General features: G+C 53.1%; 13 protein-coding genes. 7 read left to right on the plus strand and 6 right to left on the minus strand.

Features of this window, described 5'->3' with window-relative positions:
• Positions 1-449: 449 nt before the first annotated feature.
• Positions 450-686, plus strand: coding sequence for a DUF6953 family protein (locus tag JRJ22_RS01755; RefSeq protein ID WP_206102879.1), 237 nt, complete (start codon positions 450-452; stop codon positions 684-686).
• A gap of 87 nt (positions 687-773) precedes the next feature.
• Here JRJ22_RS01755 and JRJ22_RS01760 read toward each other — a convergent pair whose 3' ends face one another.
• From JRJ22_RS01760 to JRJ22_RS01770, 3 genes are all read right to left on the minus strand, one after another.
• Entirely contained in the window at positions 774-3,104 is a 2,331-nt protein-coding gene (locus tag JRJ22_RS01760) for a UvrD-helicase domain-containing protein (protein WP_206102880.1), read from the minus strand.
• A 219-nt stretch (positions 3,105-3,323) separates the two neighbouring features.
• Entirely contained in the window at positions 3,324-3,782 is a 459-nt protein-coding gene (locus JRJ22_RS01765) for an Imm30 family immunity protein (protein ID WP_206102881.1), read from the minus strand.
• A 9-nt stretch (positions 3,783-3,791) separates the two neighbouring features.
• On the minus strand, positions 3,792-4,655 hold the full coding sequence (locus JRJ22_RS01770; protein WP_206102882.1) for a Cof-type HAD-IIB family hydrolase: 864 nt from the start codon (positions 4,653-4,655) through the stop codon (positions 3,792-3,794).
• A 235-nt stretch (positions 4,656-4,890) separates the two neighbouring features.
• Here JRJ22_RS01770 and JRJ22_RS01775 point away from each other — a divergent pair, with 235 nt between their 5' ends.
• Positions 4,891-6,132 carry a DUF445 domain-containing protein gene (locus JRJ22_RS01775; protein WP_206102883.1) on the plus strand — a complete coding sequence of 414 codons (1,242 nt, stop codon included), beginning with the start codon at positions 4,891-4,893 and terminating at the stop codon, positions 6,130-6,132.
• Between the two features lie 112 nt (positions 6,133-6,244).
• Here the strand turns inward: JRJ22_RS01775 and JRJ22_RS01780 are convergent, their stop codons facing one another.
• The 3 genes from JRJ22_RS01780 to JRJ22_RS01790 all read right to left on the minus strand — a co-directional run bounded on the left by JRJ22_RS01780 (position 6,245) and on the right by JRJ22_RS01790 (position 8,788).
• On the minus strand, positions 6,245-6,571 hold the full coding sequence (locus JRJ22_RS01780; RefSeq protein WP_206102884.1) for a P-II family nitrogen regulator: 327 nt from the start codon (positions 6,569-6,571) through the stop codon (positions 6,245-6,247).
• Positions 6,572-6,778: 207 nt separating this feature from the next.
• Positions 6,779-7,879: a glycosyltransferase family 4 protein gene (locus JRJ22_RS01785; RefSeq protein ID WP_206102885.1), complete on the minus strand. Its 1,101-nt coding sequence runs from the start codon at positions 7,877-7,879 to the stop codon at positions 6,779-6,781.
• Positions 7,880-7,966: 87 nt separating this feature from the next.
• Positions 7,967-8,788 carry a hypothetical protein gene (locus JRJ22_RS01790; RefSeq protein WP_206102886.1) on the minus strand — a complete coding sequence of 274 codons (822 nt, stop codon included), beginning with the start codon at positions 8,786-8,788 and terminating at the stop codon, positions 7,967-7,969.
• Positions 8,789-9,072: 284 nt separating this feature from the next.
• Here JRJ22_RS01790 and JRJ22_RS01795 point away from each other — a divergent pair, with 284 nt between their 5' ends.
• The 5 genes from JRJ22_RS01795 to yfcE all read left to right on the plus strand — a co-directional run bounded on the left by JRJ22_RS01795 (position 9,073) and on the right by yfcE (position 17,843).
• On the plus strand, positions 9,073-12,612 hold the full coding sequence (locus JRJ22_RS01795; protein WP_206102887.1) for a PAS domain S-box protein: 3,540 nt from the start codon (positions 9,073-9,075) through the stop codon (positions 12,610-12,612).
• Complete coding sequence (locus JRJ22_RS01800) at positions 12,609-13,226, plus strand: C39 family peptidase (RefSeq protein ID WP_206102888.1); 618 nt, start codon at positions 12,609-12,611, stop codon at positions 13,224-13,226. Before JRJ22_RS01795 ends, JRJ22_RS01800 begins: the two co-directional genes overlap by 4 nt.
• 135 nt (positions 13,227-13,361) lie before the next feature.
• Positions 13,362-15,320 carry a type I pullulanase gene (gene pulA, locus JRJ22_RS01805; RefSeq protein ID WP_206102889.1) on the plus strand — a complete coding sequence of 653 codons (1,959 nt, stop codon included), beginning with the start codon at positions 13,362-13,364 and terminating at the stop codon, positions 15,318-15,320.
• A 373-nt stretch (positions 15,321-15,693) separates the two neighbouring features.
• Positions 15,694-17,178: a glutamate synthase subunit beta gene (locus JRJ22_RS01810; RefSeq protein WP_206102890.1), complete on the plus strand. Its 1,485-nt coding sequence runs from the start codon at positions 15,694-15,696 to the stop codon at positions 17,176-17,178.
• A gap of 122 nt (positions 17,179-17,300) precedes the next feature.
• Positions 17,301-17,843 carry a phosphodiesterase gene (gene yfcE / locus JRJ22_RS01815; protein ID WP_206104938.1) on the plus strand — a complete coding sequence of 181 codons (543 nt, stop codon included), beginning with the start codon at positions 17,301-17,303 and terminating at the stop codon, positions 17,841-17,843.
• Positions 17,844-17,895 lie beyond the last annotated feature (52 nt).

The raw sequence follows: 17,895 nt of genomic DNA on the forward strand, positions 1-17,895 counted from the left end.
GCCGGGTTGCTGATTTGCTGAATCAGGGACAGCTCAGCTCCTTCACGTCTAAACCGTCCGGAAAGATTCCGGGCGGTTTTATTCCTTGCTCAACATGTACATGTGCACCGCCGTTTTGGCTGCACCGATGGAAGAGGCGGCAAGACTGATGGATTAGTTGGATTTCCTCCACCTAAATTTACCTGGGCGGGATGAATAGTGACGCTAGTTGGATTTTCGCCACCTAATCCCTCCAGTATGGGCATAAAACAGCATTTCTCAGGGGATTAGGTGGAGGTTTTTTCCGCTAAACCACGATGTTAGGCGAAATTGGGTGAATTAGCTGGAAGTTTTCCCGCTAATGTCTGGTCAGATGGTAGCGTCAAGATCTTTCAGGGGACGGCTTTCTTTCCTATTCATGCTATAATGGGGAATATTGCGTATGGCATTTTGAAAGGGGCAGCAGCCTGATGGAAGTTACCGCACAAGAGGTAGCGGAATGGATGGTCAAGGAGATCCGTTTTACCGGAACCCTGTACCAGACCGCCGCGATTGAATATGTTAAGGCCAATTTCGGCGAACAGTTTGTGTATGTTAATGAGAACGGGAATGCCTCGCTGTCTAAGGACGTGAAGAAGGCTTTCCGTAAGCTGCACGGCGGAAGAATCGCCTGGGACCGCGACGGTTTTTTGTGGGCCTGGACATGAAGCAGGAAGGACCATTGCCATGACGGCAATGGTCCTTCTTTATGCAATGAGATGAGACAGGCCTGAGGACCTGAGGAAGTCCGGTTCTTACACAGGCACCTCCCGGGTGCTTTTCTCCATGGGCGAGCTGCACAGCGGGCAGGGCTTGGAGGCCAAATGATCCTCGGCCCCGCCTGCCTTCATCCGGGTCCAGCCGGGGCAGCTTGTGCCGGTACAGTTCCAGACCGGAACGGTATGCATCCGTACATTCGCTCCGCTGCCGGAGGAATACGATCTGGACACGCCGGTTCTGGTTGCCGCCACAGAAGCAGGCGCGGGCCGGGAAGGGGCGGCTGCTGCGCGGAAGGCGGACAGCATAAAGCGGGAGACTTCCGCTTTCTTCCCCCGGTGTCTGGCCGGTGAGCTGATGAACAGCTCCTCCCGGGCCCTAGTGACGGCTACGTAGGCGAGCCGCCGTTCCTCTTCCAGTGCGGCAAAGCCGGACTCACTGTGGGTCTTGAAGGCCCCGGCTGCCGGAGGCTTGGCAGTCTTCCGGTCCTTCAGCCGCTCGCCTTCGAGCGCCGAACTGTGGGGAAGAATGCCTTCCGATGCGCCGATCAGGAAGACAACGGGGAACTCCAGTCCCTTGGATTTGTGAATGGTCATCAGCGCAATCCGGTTGCCCTGCTCCTTCAGGCCGGGCTGGCGGCTCAGCTCATTCCGCTCGGTAATGTTCGCAATGAATTCGAGGAAGACCGGGATGCTGTCGAACCGTTCTGCTGAGGATTCCAGCTCGTCCAGCATTTCCTTGAGCGTCTCACGGTGCAGTGTAGCCTGGTGCCGTTCATTGGCTTCAATGAAATAGTCATAGAAGTTCGTGCGGATCTGGCGGATTGCCTGCACCGGTGTTAACGCCGCCAGACCGCGGATCAGCTCCAGCCGGTCCCGCAGCTTAGCGCCTTTGAAATCCTCCATGCCTGGCAGCGACAGGAGATGGATCAGCGGTCCTTGCTTGGGCTGGACGGCCTCCATCCGGCGGATATGGTCCATGCCTTTTTCCCGGCTCATATAGAGGGTTGGCAGGATGTTCTCCATCGCCGCGAAGTTGCGCCGGTTCAGTGACAGCCGCAGGTGATCCAGCACCGGTGAGATCAGCCAGTGCTCGTAGAGCAGCTGGCCTTCCCCGTAATCCACATAGGGGATATCCCGCAGGAGAAGCAGCTCCAGCACCGCCCGGTTGCTGCTAGAGGCACGGTAGAGCAGGGCAAAATCGCGGTATTCCCTGTTTCCGCTGTCCACTTGGCTGACAATATGTTCAACAATCTGCTCGGCTTCCTCGTCCGCAGTCTGCGGGCGCAGATACCGGGGCTGGCTGCCGTTGTTTTTGGCGGCCTGCAGGGTTTTGGAGCGCCGCCGCAGGTTATGGCGGATGATGCCGTTGCCAAGGCCGACAATAGCCGGGCCGGAGCGGTAGTTGATATCCAGCGTGATTACCTTGGCGCCCGGGTAGAGCTTCTCGAATTCAAGGATGAACTCACTGCGCGCGCCGTTGAATGAATAGATCGTCTGGTCATCATCGCCGACAACCATCAGATTATGCTGCGGATGGGCTATCATTTTGACCAGCTCATATTGCAACGCATTCGTATCCTGAAATTCGTCGACCATGACATACTGGAATTTCTGCTGCAGCTCTTGCAGCAGCGCGGACTGCTCCCGCAGCATTTTGTATGCGATCAGCAGCACATCGTCGAAATCGATTTTGAAATTATCAGTTTTCCATTGCTCGTACAGGACCAGGATTGCCTTCATTTCCTGTTCTGCGGTTGTGCCCTCCGGCAGATTCTCCGCTTCGCCCATATTCATCTTGCAGGAAGAGAGCAGGGCGAGCAGCATTTCCGGCGGATAGGCATCCTTCGGCAGCCCCAGCTCCCGCATAATCTGCTTCAGCAGGATATGCTGGCGGCGTGTCTCATGAAAGATGTCCTGCCGCAGTCCTTGTCTTCTCAGGAAATAGAGAAAAAAGGAGTGGAACGTGCGGGCCTGGAGACGGGCGGCATCGCTCTCCTCAACACCAGGCAGCAAGGCGATACGCTCACGCATTTCTGCAGCCGCCTTACTCGAGAAGGTAAGCAGCAGCATCCGGCTGGGCGAGATGCCCCGTACCGACAGCAAATAGCCGGTCCTGCAGATCAGCACCGAGGTTTTACCGGAGCCTGCCCCGGCCAGTGTCAGCAGCGGCCCCTGATGATGGCGTACTGCCGCAATCTGCGGCTGATTGAGCAGTATGCCCCCTTCTTCCAGCCTGCGGAAATAAGCGGCATCACTTTCCTCCGGCTTCACCATCTCGCGGCTGGTCCGGGCTGAAGCGATGGCCGCCTGGGGAATGCGCTCACCGGTTGCGCCCAGCGGTATATTATGAAATAAAAGCTTGTTCATTAGATTCACCTTCATTTAAGTCCACTAACGGGTTGATTTTTGCCAACTTACACTATAACACGTATCTGTTTTGGCGAAATGTTATTTTTATGCCAGAGGATGGAACGCCGATGAGGATCGGTGCTGCAGAGGGGGAAATGCTGAAATGAGATAAATTGCAGGGTGGACCCATCCAGGATCATTTAAGCAGTAGCCCCTTTTTAACGGCAGTCTTAACCGTCACTTTATCTTCCCAAGCATATAATTCACTTTGCGCTCGTACCCGCGGGGGTTGTTCTCCCGGATCTCTTCGAGCAGAAAAGCCAGTGCCCGCTTCACCCGTGGAGGCATGCCTTTGGCTATAGCAGCATATTCCTTCCGGAACATCCCGTCGCTCAGGATCCGCTCGTTCAGCACGATGGCCCAGCCCCGGGCAGGCTCGAGCATCTCCGGCAGCGATTCCAGCAGCTGGGTCAGGTACATCTCCATGTGGCAGCTCTCCACGAAATGAACGAGGCTGAACATCATTTCCTCGTGCTCCGTCTCATCATCGAAAACCTTGAAAATCTGCTGGATCACAGCATCCTCGGTATCACCTGCCAGCCCTTCGAGCGCCTGTTCAAACAGTTCGCACTCCAGCTCCGTCCGCAGCAGGCGGTTATTATACAGCTGGGCGACGCCCGGATACATATTCATCATGAGCTCCTCCTACTTCCGTTCCAAAAGATGGCGGATTCCGGCGGCCACACCATGCTCTACATTACTTAGTGTGATGAAATCGGCGGTTTCCTTGAGCAGGGCAGCGGCATTCCCCATGGCAATTTTATAGCCGGCCTTCTCAAACATCGGGAGATCATTATAGCTGTCGCCCATCACAGCAACCTGTCCAGCCGGAATGCCGTAGTGGGCAGCCAGGAGGCTTACACCGTTACCTTTGTTGGCCTCCTTGTGGTTGATTTCAATATTGTTCTCATGCGAAGCAGTGATAATCAGGCCGGGAATCGCGGCAAACCGTGTAGATGCTTCTTTGAGCACTTCGGGGTTGAGCGAGAAGGCCAGAGCTTTATAGATATGGTTGTCTTCCTTGCTCCACACGTCCTCCATGCTCTCTACGTAAGTTACCGCAGCCTGCTGAAACTGCTTGGCGATCATCGCCTTCAGCAGCCAGCCTACTCCGTCGGGGATGTCTTCGTCCTTCAGCTCCGATAATTTTTCCAGGCGGACACGCTTGTCCAGCTCTACATATACATTGTCCTTGGTATACACTTCGTAATAAAGTTCGGTAATTTCATTCATCCAGCGCAATGCAGGAATAATATCCTCTTTGTCGAGCGGCCGGCTTGCCGCAATGGATCCGTCAGGCAGTGTCAGCACGGCTCCGTTCAGGCTGACCACAGGGCACTCCAGCTCGGCCAGCCGCAGCTGCCGCTCTGCATCCATGTAAGAGCGTCCGGTGGCAATCGCCACGATATGCCCCAGACTTTGCGCATGGAGGATAGCCTCGCGGTTCTCCGCGCTAATCCTTCCATCTTCATTTAGTAGTGTCCCGTCCATATCAAGTGCAATCAGCATAGCCGTGTTCTCCTTTTCCGTTCAAAAGTTATCCCCATCGTGGAGAGTGAAATGATTCTTTGTATTTTATCATTAATTTTGTGTAAATAAAAAATCCATTTTCAAGTAAGTGGAGGATTTTCAGAAAGGACTCCGGTCGTGTTACAATGTGAGGTAGACCAACAATCAGGCATCCTGAGCGCTTTTAAGCTTACACTGCCCATTGTGAATTGTTTTTAGGTAAGGGGGATAAAAAATGAAATCCAGAAATTTAGCTACAATATCGCTTGCCGTAATGGCCTGCGGTTTTCTGATTACGCTGTTTTTACCGGAAAATATAGCGACCGAGCTGCTCAGAGGCGGCTTTGAGGCCGGCCTTGTCGGCGGGATTGCTGACTGGTTCGCGGTTACCGCCCTGTTCCGGCACCCGCTGGGCCTGCGGATTCCGCATACCTCGCTGCTGCTCAAGAACCGGGACAAAATCGTGCAGTCGCTGATCTCGGCCATGGAGAATGAACTGCTGAACAAGGCAAGCATTGAGAACAAGCTACGCAAGGTCCGCATTGTCTCTCTGGGCAGCGGGCTGCTGACGAAATTTATGTCCCGAAAAAAAGCAAGAACCGAAATTCTCGGACAGCTTAGCACACTCGTGCAGCGTCTTCCGGTGGAACAAGCGGTGCCGTATCTTCAAACGGCGCTTGCGGACTATCTCCGGGATGCTGAGCTTGGCGTTGCTGCTGACCGGATCGCGACCAGGCTGATGAATGACGGCAAGGATACCGCTGCCCTTGATTATGCGCTGGAGGGAATTTCCGGCTGGAGCGGGCGTCCGGAGACGCGTGCCATGCTGGGCAAGATCGCCAGTGAGAAGCTGGCCGAGGTAAAGCTTGGCGGGCTGAAGGGGATGGCCTTTCAGGCCTTTGTAGGATTTATGGATGCCGACATGCTGGGAGAAATGCTGCAGGGCATGCTGCAGTCAGGTATCCGCGATTTCCGCGAAGCAGACAGTCCATACCGGGAAGAAATGATCCGCGAAATCCGCGTCGCCATCTTCCAGCTTGTGAATGACGAAGCGAAGATCACTGCGCTGAAAGACTGGGCGCACCAAGAGCTGCAGGGCGAAGAAGCAGCTGCGTTTCTGCACCAGCAGCTGGAGGTTTTCCGGGGCAAGGCAGTTGCAATGCTGGAGGAGGACCGGAGTTCCGGCGGGCGCAGGCTGTTCGCGCTGTATACCATGCTGGTCCGCCGCATCAGCGGGGAGACGGAGTGGATTCAGGGCTGGGAAGAACGGATTCGTACTTCATTGATTAATATCGTAGAGGCTAATCATTTCCGGCTTGGTGTATTGGTCAAGGAAAACCTGGATCAAATGGACGATGCAAGCCTCGTTAACATGCTGGAGGATAAAGTAGGCAAGGATTTGCAGTGGATCCGGGTCAACGGCGCTGTATGCGGCTTTGTCGTGGGTCTGGTGCTGACAGTCATCCAGATGATTTGAGGTTAAGGGACAATTGGAAGAGGCAGCAGAGCGTTTCCTGGAGCGGGATTTCCGTCCAAGCGACGCTTTGCTGCCTCTTTAATATGGAGATATGACTTAGGAAGTTGAGCGGCTACAGTTGATTTTTACCGTTGCTGATCGTGAAGGTCTCCAGCACAGGCAGTACAAAGATCTTGCCGTCACCGAAGGAGCCTTGTTCGCCGGTTCTTGCTGTTCTCATAATAATGCTGATGACATCGTCCTTATCATCATCATTGATGACAATCATCAGCAGCTTTTTGGAGATTTGATTGTAGTAGTTGGTTCCAACTTGAATTCCCTTTTGTTTACCGCGGCCCAGCAAATCCATTTTACTGATGGAGGGGAAGCCGGCCAGCATTAATTCAGCCATGACCTCATCCGCTTTCTCAGGTCTAACAATGGCTTTGATCATTAACATAAGGATGCACCCTTTCTACAGCGAATAATTGTTGTAGGGGGTTGCCAGCATCTTGATAGCGGTATAAACTAACACAGTTTGTTATTGGCAACGCTTACAATATGAGTATAATAGCTTCAGCTGCTTATATCCTGCGAAGATGATCACAATTCCTGTGTTACACATTGTCGCAAGGGTAGAGGAGCGCCTGTCAGGCCGACTCCTCGGCTACGGCTTGAGCAGCAGGCGGTAGAGCTCCTCTAATTGTGCTGCGGTATGCTGCCATTCGAAAGTCCGAAGAGCATCGGTGCGGCCCTGCATTCCGATCTTTGCCGCCAGGCTGGGATTCCGGCCTACCCTGAGCATAGCCCTTGCAAAAGGCAATGCTTCCTGGTACCGGTCCACCAGATAACCGTTATGACCCGAAGTGATGATCTCCCGGATACCGCCATTGTTCGAAGCGATAACGGGCAGGCCAGAGGCCATAGCTTCCACATTCACTAGCCCGAAGGATTCATGCCGCTGGGAAGGGCAGACGAAGCAGTCAGCAGCCTGATACAAGCCGTGTATATGGTCGTGGGCGATAGTGCCAAGGAAGGTTACGGATACGCCGAGCCGGCTGGCTAGGCTCCTAAGCTTACGGATATATAATGGTTTGCCAGGGCCTGCGATGATCAGATGGGCGGGCAGACGTTTGTTCATATGCTGCATGGCCCGGATTAGCACCGGCACTCCTTTGCGCGGGATAACCCTGCCCACGAATAATACAGTAAACTTCGGTGGAAGCCGGTATTTTCTGCGCAGAAGCAGACGCTCCGGCAATTCAACAGGGGTGAAGCGGGTTAAGTCAGCTCCCAGCGGAACGACACTGAGCTTTCTGGAAAGCCCCGGAAAACGCCTGGAAAGCCGCTTCTGCAAAGACCTGCTGTTGACCGCAACGGTATTGGCGTATGCAAGGCTGCGGGCAATTCTCGCTTCTGCCGGCACAAAGGTTAGGGAGTGGAGATAGAGCAGTACCGGGGTCTCCGGATGCCGCTGCTTTACAGCGGCCATAAGCAGCGGACGATTGTCGACCTGAATGACATCGAAGGATTCCCCCTCCAGAAAGTGAAGCACAGAAGCCTGGTAACGGGAGGGAGTTCCTGAAGCCAGCCGGATGATCCGCACCTGCTCCAGTTCTGCTGAGTCGGGAAGGATGGCTGTTCTGCGGCTTAGTATCGTTACTTTATGTCTCTGGGATAGCTGTTTGGCAATAGCCCAAATACAGATCTCCACAGACCCGTCTCCCGGTACCGGGAACTGCTCCGGGGCAATAATACAGATATGCATAGCTCCAGCCTCCTCAAAGCCCATTAACGGATGTTCTCTCTCCTACCATATGCGGACTGACAGGCGGAAGACACCCCGGGGCCCATATCAGGCGGCGATTTGCTTCGCTGTCGCTGCAATCACTGCAGCAACCTTTTGTTCCAGCTCGATGATTTTCTGTTTACTGGCGGCAATCTGCTTGTATCCGGAAAGGAGTGAGGCCAGGGATTGTCCGGCAAGAACCGGATTCTGCTTGCGGATGGCGGACTTAAAGTCTCCGAAGTCTGCAGTTATCCGCTGGTTCAGTGCGGTCGCCACGCTTTTCTGGGACTTGATGGTGGTCTGGGGGCTGTCAATGCCGGCTAAGGTTTTGCGCGCTGCAGCAATCTTTCGGCTGCGCTCCTCTTTGGCAGCCTTTAGAAGGGCTTCTTTGTCCCGGATCTCCTGGCGGGCGATTTGAACGGCAATTTTCATGGCCTCTGCCTGTGTACGCAGAACGGAATTCAGCGTCTTGTCCTTAAGTCCCTTCAACAGGGTGATCCGGTTATTAAGCGCACTATATTGATCAAAGAGAGGCTGATAATGCTGTTTGACGCTGCTGACTGCAGAGGTGAGCTTGGCCACAGCAGCCTGATCGATCTCTTTAATCTGGTTCCGGACCACAAGCAGTGCTTGTGCGTTGCTCTCATGCAGGATACGGATCTGCTCTTCACGGCTCTCATACTGAGCAGTCTGGGCAGAGAGTTCACTGTACTGGCTTTTCAGCTTGACTCTGGCTGAGGATTCAGCGGCTGCTGCAGTCAGTTCAAAAGCAGCCTGAATCGAGGGTGTCAGTACAGCGGCAGCGGCGTTTGGTGCACCAGCTGAGGTGAATAAGGAAACCATAAGCATGAGTGCTGCAGGGAATATTTTCATAAGCTTGTTCAACATGGGTTCTCCTCCTGTCGTCACTATTGTCCGCAAACGGCAAAAAGCACCCGTAAGTAAAAGGCAAATAAGCCTTTATTACGGGTGCTTCCATCGTAATTGGTTAAATATGTGATATTAACCAACACTCTAAATGAACCGCAGAGAGCCGTCAACATTTAAAATTCTTAATTTGTGTTCCGAAGTCGCCCTGTACATTTCTTCCGGCTTCCTCTTATCGTATACTGGTAGAAGTACAACTGAGAGTCTGCACAGAGCTGGCTCATGATGAAGGGAGCCCTTATAAAATGAATTACTTGGCAGAGAACGGCAGTATTCTGGATCAAGCATTCATGATGTCTCCAGTAGGGATGGCTGTATGGGCCATAGAGGCGGACAAGTGGATTAAGGTTAACTCCGCACTTTGCAATATTCTGGGCTGCAGTCAGTCCGATTTTCTTGAAGGAGCTTTGTGCAGCGGTGATCATGCATCACTGGCGGAACTGGAAGGATTGTCCCTGGCAGGGAGCATTGATGGGCAATCTTTCCCGCCGGGTGCTTCTGTAGTCAAAGAATTGAGATTCCACAACCGTGCCGGACGCCCTGTATGGCTGTCTCTTACGCTTGTCCGTCCAGAAGAAGGACAGGCCTCCCCGCATATTATAGTTTATGCCCTGGATATTACCGACAGGAAAATCGCTGATCAGCTGACTGTAGACAGCCGCGATTTATACGATTTATTTATAAAAGATGATCAAAACATTATTTCCTTTACCCAGCCGGACGGCATCATGAGCTTTATTTCACCTTCTGTGAAGAAGCTGCTCGGCTATGAGCCAGAAGAGCTGATCGGCAGGAACCGGCTGGAATTCTATCATCCGGATGATGTCGCAGGCCTGGACAAGTCGTTCGAGGGACTTCTGCGGAATGATACGTATACCCGTCGTCTCCGCCACAAGGAAGGGCATTATATCTGGTTTGAAACCTCTTTTCATGCTATCCGGAATGAGCAGAATGAAATCACGAGAATTATGGGCATTGGCCGGAATGTGACCCGCCGCAAACAGAATGAAGAAGCGCTTGCCGAAGCACAGCGGGTTGCCAGAATCGGCTCCTGGACCTGGGATTTAGTCAAAAGCAAGCTGACCTTCTCGGAGGAGCTGCGGCGTATTCTGCATTATAGTGTAGGTCCAAACGATGTGGATTACCAGACGTTCGCCAAGCTGGTCCATCCGGAGGACCTGAACTATTTGTATGAGAATGTAGAGCTGGCACTGAATCATGGAGAATCCAGCGAAGCTACCTACCGGCTGGTCCTCCCTGACAATACCCAGCTGGCAGTAAATATTCAGTCGGATGTGGTCTACAGCCCGGAAGGACAGCCTGTCAAGCTAATCGGCATGATGCAGGATATTACCGAGCGCCAGCAGATGGAACAGCAGCTTAGGGAGAGCGAGCGCAATTTCCGGCTGATGTCCGAAAATTCACTGGATCTGATTTCGCGCCTTACGGTCGACGACGTTATCTTTTTGTACTGCTCCCCGGCCAGCCGTACTTTGCTTGGTTACAAGCCTGAGGAGATGGTCGGTACCAGCGCCTATGACTATCTTCATCCCGACGACCTGCCCGTAATACAGGAAAAGATGATGCAGAATAAGGCAGCCGGTTTCATTTCGCCGATCTCTTACCGGTACCGCCACAAAAACGGCAGCTATATCTGGTTCGAGACGAACAGCCGTTACATTTTTGATGAGCAGGGACAGGTGGTAGAGATTATTGCTGTCGCCAGAGATATTACAGAGCGCAAGCAATTCGAGTCGAGGCTGCAGGAGAATGAGCAGCGTTACAAATCGCTGTTTGAGTACAATCCGTCTGCGGTATATTCGATGAACCTGCAGGGGGATTACTTAACCGCGAATGCTATTTTGGAGAAATTGTCCGGCTACTCCATGGAAGAGCTGATCGGCAATTACTACGGGCCGCTCGTGCATGAGAAGGACATTGAGAAGACAAATTATCATTTTTCTATGGCCTGCAAGGGAGTCCCGCAAAGCTATGAACTCACGCTGATTCATAAAGACGGACATCTGGTGGAGATCAATACGGTCAATATTCCGATTATAGTCGATGACGAAGTTGTCGGTGTCTACGGGATTTCCCGTGATATCACCGAACGCATCCGGTATACCGAGCAGATTGAGAAGTTGAGCAATGATTATACCCTGATCCTCAATGCGGTCTCCGAGGGCATATTCGGACTTGATACGGAAGGGAGGATAACCTTTATCAATCCTGCCGGTGCGGAGATGCTGGGCTTTGCCTATGGTGAGATTATGGGACGCCCATATCTTGGTCATATTCAGCAGACAGCACGGGACGGCATCTATTCCCGGCCAGAAGAATCGCCGCTGATACGGGCAGTCCAGACCGGGGAGTCCCTTTCAAGCAAGGATGCGGTGTTATGGCGGAAAGACGGATCAAGCTTTTTGGCGGAATACCAGGTGACCCCTCTGTTTGATAAAGGAGAGCGTATCGGTGCGGTTGTCGTCTTCCGGGACAATACTAATGAGAAGGAAATCATCCGCGCCAAAGAATCAGCAGAGAAGGCGGATCAGGCCAAATCGGAATTTCTCGCCATCATGAGCCATGAGCTGAGAACTCCGATGAATGGCATTATGGGCATGACAGACCTGCTCGCAGAGACAGAGCTTGACGAGGAGCAGCGCGGGTACGCCAACATTATCAGTGAGAGCAGTGCTTCCCTGCTGTATATTCTGAATGAAATTCTGGATTTCAGCAAAATTGAAGCCGGAAAAATGACTCTGGTGCAAGAGCCTCTGAGCCTGGAAGGGATCATGGAAAGTGTCACTGAGCTGTTCCTGCCTAAAGCCAAGGAAAAAAACATCGGGCTGAGCTGCCGGATAGCCCCGGATGTACCGGAGCTGATTATGGGGGATGCGGCCCGGCTGCGGCAGGTCATGGTTAACCTGGTCAGCAATGCTGTTAAATTTACCGAGGCCGGGCATGTTGCTATTGCTGTAGAGACGCAATTCTGTCCTAACCGGCGCAAGCTCACGCTGAAATTTAGTATACGGGATACAGGAATCGGCATTCCGCCCGAGAAGCAATCCCAGTTGTTTCAATCCTTCTCGCAGCTGCATCCGGCAATTAACCGCAAATACGGCGGGACCGGACTCGGACTTTCAATCTGCAAACGGCTGGTTGAGCTCATGGGCGGGGCCATTGCCGTGGACAGCAAGGAGGGGGAGGGCTCCACTTTTTATTTCACCCTGCCTATTGATATTGACAGCGACCCGGACGAATGCGCTGAGGATATTGTAAGTGCAGAGGAGGGGACAGCAGGCCAAAGTGGAGAGGACACCGTCAGCACCCTTTACGCATTGCCAGAGCCGGTGGAGGAAACGCTCCGGTTAGCCGGGGACCTCCCGCTTGCAGAACCAAAATACGGGCCGCTGCGGATATTGGTTGCCGAAGATCATCCAATCAACCAAAAGCTGCTCCTGACCATGCTGCAGAAAAGAGGCTATAACGCCGACCTCGTAGAAAATGGACAACAGGCACTCCAAGCGGTGCAGCAGCAGGACTATGATCTTATCTTTATGGATGTGCAGATGCCGGTGATGAGCGGGCTAAGTGCAGCAGCCCAGATTAGTAGGCTGCCTGTAACCGGCAGCCGGCCCTATATGGTAGCTGTAACTGCCTACGCCAGACCGGAGGATCGGGAGAAATGCCTGGCTGTAGGTATGGAGGATTTTATCAGCAAGCCGTTTCTCGCTTCTGACATCGAACGTATACTGCGGGAGCGGCAGGAGAAGATATCCCTATGACACAGTCTCTGCTAAGCCGCCGGATTCCTGCGGAACCCTATACTCAGTGGGAGCCGGGCGTTCGTTCACCCGGCTCGGCCTGCGGGCCTGCCACTATGGCAGCGTTAATGGAATATTGGCACACGTGGCAGGGGGCAGCCTTTATTCCTGGAATGAGGCATTTTGACACCAAAGCAGCACATATAAATAACATATACAGCCGTCACGGCGGAAGACCTTGGGGTATGAGTGTGCGCAGCTTCACCCGAGGCATCCATGCATATCTGAGGTCTGCTGCCGGGAAGGATGGCCATAACGGATGGCAGCACACTGTAACCGTCTTTAATGATATGGAGCGGTATATAGCGGAGATTGATGCAGCCAGGCCAGTAGCACTCAAGTTTGACAAATGGTTCAGCTTCCGCTGGCAAGGGGATTTTGCCTACAATTATCACTGGGTTCTGGGGATCGGCTATGAACAGCCTGCTGGCGGAAAAGGGCCGGTGCTCCTTGTTCACGATAATGGACTCCGCCTTAGGGACGGCGGTTACCGCCCGGGGCAGGAGCGTCGCATCCTTTATCTTCCCAATCAGAATATCATCACAATGGTAGCACTGGACATAACCCGGGCGTAGTCCTGAAGTCTAATCGGGAACCGCTCCTTTAACCTGTACAGGGAGGAGCGGGCAAAAAGTTTGTACAAACGTTTGCGCAAATTGGATAATGGCGCTATAATTCCAGTTATTAAAGGGTAAAGGAGACAGGTTGCCTTGTCCGTACAAAAAGAAATGAAAGAACCTATTTATTATGGTGATCCGGCGGCCACGGACGGAATCTCCGTGTTCGACCAGGATTTTGATGATCTTTTCAGTTATGATGGCGATGATCTAGGCCTAAGCTATACTCCTGCTCAATCCGCCTTTTGCCTATGGGCACCCACTGCATTTGAGGCTGAGGTTGTGCTCTATGAGTCATGGCAGGAAGCTGAAGGAGAACATTTGCCGATGACCCGGGATGTGCGGGGGGTCTGGAGGCTGAAGGTTGCCGGAGACTTGGACGGGAAGTTCTATACATACCGGGTGCGTGTCGGGGAGCAGTGGAATGAAGCGGCAGATCCATACGCCCGGGCTGTCGGAGTCAACGGAGATCGGGGCGCAATTCTCGATTTACGCAAGACTGACCCTGAGCGTTGGACTGACGGGAAACCGCCTCTGGCCGATCCGGTCGATTCCGTAATCTACGAGCTGCATTTGCGTGACTTATCCGTCCATCCGGCGAGCGGCATTACCCATAAGGGACAATATCTTGGTCTGGCGGAAGAGGGCACCCGCGGTCCGGGCGGAATTCTTACCGGCCTTGATCATATTGCCGGCCTCGGGGTAACGCATGTGCAGCTGCTGCCTATCTACGACTATGCTACAGAAAGCGTGGATGAGACCAGGCTCAGCCAGCCCCATTATAACTGGGGATATGATCCGAAGAATTACAATGCGCCGGAGGGCTCTTACGCCACCGATCCTTATGTACCGGCCGTACGCATCCGCGAATTGAAAACTATGATCCAGGCGCTGCATGACAACGGTCTGCGGGTGATTATGGATGTGGTCTACAATCATGTATATGACGGATTCCGCGTCAATTTCACCAAGCTGGTTCCCGGCTACTATTTGCGCTATAAGCCGGATGGCAGTCTGTCTAACGGGTCGGGCTGCGGCAATGATGTCGCCAGTGAACGGCTGATGATGTCCCGTTTTATTGTAGAATCCGTCCTTTACTGGGCCAGAGAGTATCATATCGACGGCTTCCGCTTTGATCTGATGGGACTGATTGATATTGAGACAATGCAGGAAGTCCGCCGCAGATTGGATGAGATCGATCCTTCGATCCTAACGATCGGGGAGGGCTGGATTATGGATACGGAGCTTGCCCCTTCGCGGCTGGCCAGCCAGAGTAACGCGGATGTGCTGCCGGGCATCGGGCATTTTAACGACGGCTTCCGCGATGCAGTGAAGGGTAACATCTTCCGGTATGAGGAGCCGGGGTTTATCGGCGGCATGGGTGGGCTTGAAGAGGCCGTGAAGACAGGGATTACCGGCGGAGTAGTGTACGGTCAAGCTACAGGACAGTTTGCTGACGAGCCGCAGCAGTGTGTGAACTTCGTGGAATGCCATGATAACCATACGATGTGGGATAAAATCGTGCTATCCTCCGAGGGGGTAAGCGATTCCCGCCGTGAAGCGATGCACCGCCTGGCCTCGGCCATGGTGCTGACGAGCCAGGGGATTCCGTTTGTTCACGCCGGACAGGAGTTCATGCGTACTAAGGATGGGGTTGAGAACAGCTATAAGTCGCCTGTTGAGATCAACCGCATGGATTGGGAACGCTGCGCTGCGCATACCAGTGATGTCGCTTATATGAGACGGCTAATCGCTTTGCGCAAGGCGCATCCGGCCTTCCGTCTGCGCACGGCGGAAGAAATCCGTACCCGGCTCATCTTTGAGCGGTCGCCGGCCGGTACGGTCGCCTACACGCTGCGTGATCATGCCGGAGGAGATTCTGCTAAGCACTTGTATGTGCTCTATAATGCGAATCCGGACGGGGCTTCGCTGAGCCTGCCTGATCTTGGGGAATGGAGCATCCTGTTCGGGGATGAGCTGGTCACGAGTGTTGCTGGAGGCAAGCTGGCAGTCCGGGGACTTGGAATGGTTGTGCTGGCAGTGCAGCCTTAGGCAGCTCCGCTTGTTATGTGCTTTGCCGGAACGGATACCGCCCCTAAAAGGGGAGGGTATCCGTTTCTTTTTGCGTTTTATCGGCCAACATGTGAGGCGCTGCTTATCATGCGTTTAAAGCCCAATAAGGCATCTCCAGAGCGCTTTGCCCATTCCCCGAAATTTTATCTAAAAAAGTGACATTGCTCATTTAGGCGATAGTGGATAAATGATAATATTAAGGCATTTCAATCCAAGAAAGATCCTAACAGGGACTGTGAAGGGGCGGAAATCCGTCACATCACAACTTCTTGCTTTGCTGCTTTACAGTGACAAATAACTAGTCGGTGACGGAGAGTAACGGCCAATCAGAGAAACTCGGAGGATGACAGGAATGGGTAAAACAACCGGATTTTTAGAGTATCAGCGGCAGGCTCCTGCGGAGTGCGAGCCTTTAGAACGCATTAAGAACTGGGATGAATTTGTAATACCAATGGATGAAGAAAAGCTGAAGGAGCAAGGGGCCCGCTGTATGGACTGCGGAACACCGTTCTGTCATGTGGGGCGTCTGCTCTCCGGGATGGCATCCGGCTGTCCGCTGCATAATCTGATTCCCGAGTGGAATGACTTAGTATACCGCGGCAACTGGCAGGTCGCTTTGAAGCGCCTGCATAAGACCAATAACTTTCCGGAGTTTACAGGACGTGTCTGTCCCTCGCCTTGTGAAGGGGCTTGCACGGTAGGACTGAACGGCAAGCCGGTAACCATCAAATCCATTGAGCGGTCAATTGTAGATAGAGGTTTTGCTGAAGGCTGGATCGTTCCTGAGCCTCCTTTGGTCCGTACAGGTAAGAAGGTAGCCGTAGTCGGTTCAGGCCCGGCAGGACTCGCCTGTGCGGCGCAGCTTAACAAGGCCGGACATACCGTAACTGTATATGAACGGGCAGACCGGATCGGTGGACTGCTGACGTACGGAATTCCCAATATGAAGCTGGATAAGCAAACCGTTCAACGGCGGGTGGATCTTCTGGCTGCCGAAGGGATTACCTTTGTGACCCGGACTGAAATCGGCAAAGATATAACTGCTTCACAGCTTCAGGAAGACCATGATGCCGTTGTGCTGTGCGGCGGCTCGACGCAGGCGCGTGACCTGCCGATTGAGGGACGTGAGCTTCGCGGGATACACCAGGCGATGGAGTTTTTGACACTGAACACGAAGAGCCTGCTTGATTCCGGACTGGCAGACGGAGAATATCTCTCTGCTGCAGGCAAAGACGTAGTCGTTATCGGCGGCGGCGACACGGGTACCGACTGTGTGGCGACTTCCATCCGGCATGGCTGCCGCAGTGTAATCCAGCTCGAAATTATGCCGCAGTCTCCGCTGACCCGCCAGGCCAGCAACCCTTGGCCGGAATGGCCAAAGGTACTGAAGGTGGATTACGGCCAGCAGGAAGCAGCATCCTTGTACCAAGAAGATCCGCGCCGCTATCTCGTTTCTTCGAAGCGTTTTGTCGGAGATGATGGCGGACATGTCCAGGAACTGCATACCGTACGGATAGAATGGACCCGTAATGAGCAGGGGCGGATGATTCCAGTGGAAGTGCCGGGCAGCGAAGAAGTAATTAAAACGCAGCTTGTGCTGCTGGCCCTTGGCTTCACGGGACCTGAAGATACAGTGCTGGATCAGCTTGGAGTGGAGCGTGATGAGCGTTCCAATGCCAAGGCGGAGTTCGGTACGCAAACCACCAATATCGAGGGCGTATTTGCAGCCGGAGACATGCGCCGTGGACAGAGTCTGGTAGTATGGGCGATTGATGAAGGACGTCAGACTGCGCGTGAAGTGGACCGCTATTTGATGGGCGCCTCCAATCTGCCTTGATTAATCCATGAATACCAAGGTATGCGACACGACAGGACGCCAGCGGCGTCCTGTTTTGCGCTCCGGGTACAAGAGGAAGTAAGATGAATAGTAAAGCGAATAAGGGAAGGGAAGATCACCTGATGAAACTAATGTTTATCTCCGATATTCATGGCTCACTGTTTTGGCTGGAACGGGCTTTAGAAAAGGCTGAGCAGGAACAGCCGCATACCCTTGTGATCTTGGGGGATTTTTTGTATCACGGACCGAGGAATCCGCTGCCGGAGGGGTACGACCCGCAAGGTGTTGCTGCCCGGCTGAATGCCTACGGCAAATCACTTGTGGCTGTGCGCGGTAATTGCGATGCTGAGGTAGATCAGATGCTGCTGGAGTTTCCGATGATGGGCGATTATGTGCTGATCCTCCATGAAGGCAGAAAAATCTACGCCACACACGGTCATGGCTTCAGCATCGATCAATTGCCTCCGCTCGTTCCGGGTGATGTCTTTATCCAGGGGCACACCCATCTTCCGGTAGCAGACGTAAAGGAAGGAATATATGTGCTTAATCCGGGTTCGATCTCTTTGCCCAAAGAGAATAACCCGCATTCATACGGGATCATGGTTGACGGGAAATTCACCATTAAAGACTTTGAAGGCAACGTGGTGAAAGACATACAATTGTAGAATAAAGTAATAATAAATCAAGGTTATTCTGGAAAGCAGATCAGGGAAAAAT

This window comes from Paenibacillus tianjinensis (assembly GCF_017086365.1).
Taxonomy (GTDB): Bacteria; Bacillota; Bacilli; order Paenibacillales; family Paenibacillaceae; genus Paenibacillus_AQ; species Paenibacillus_AQ tianjinensis.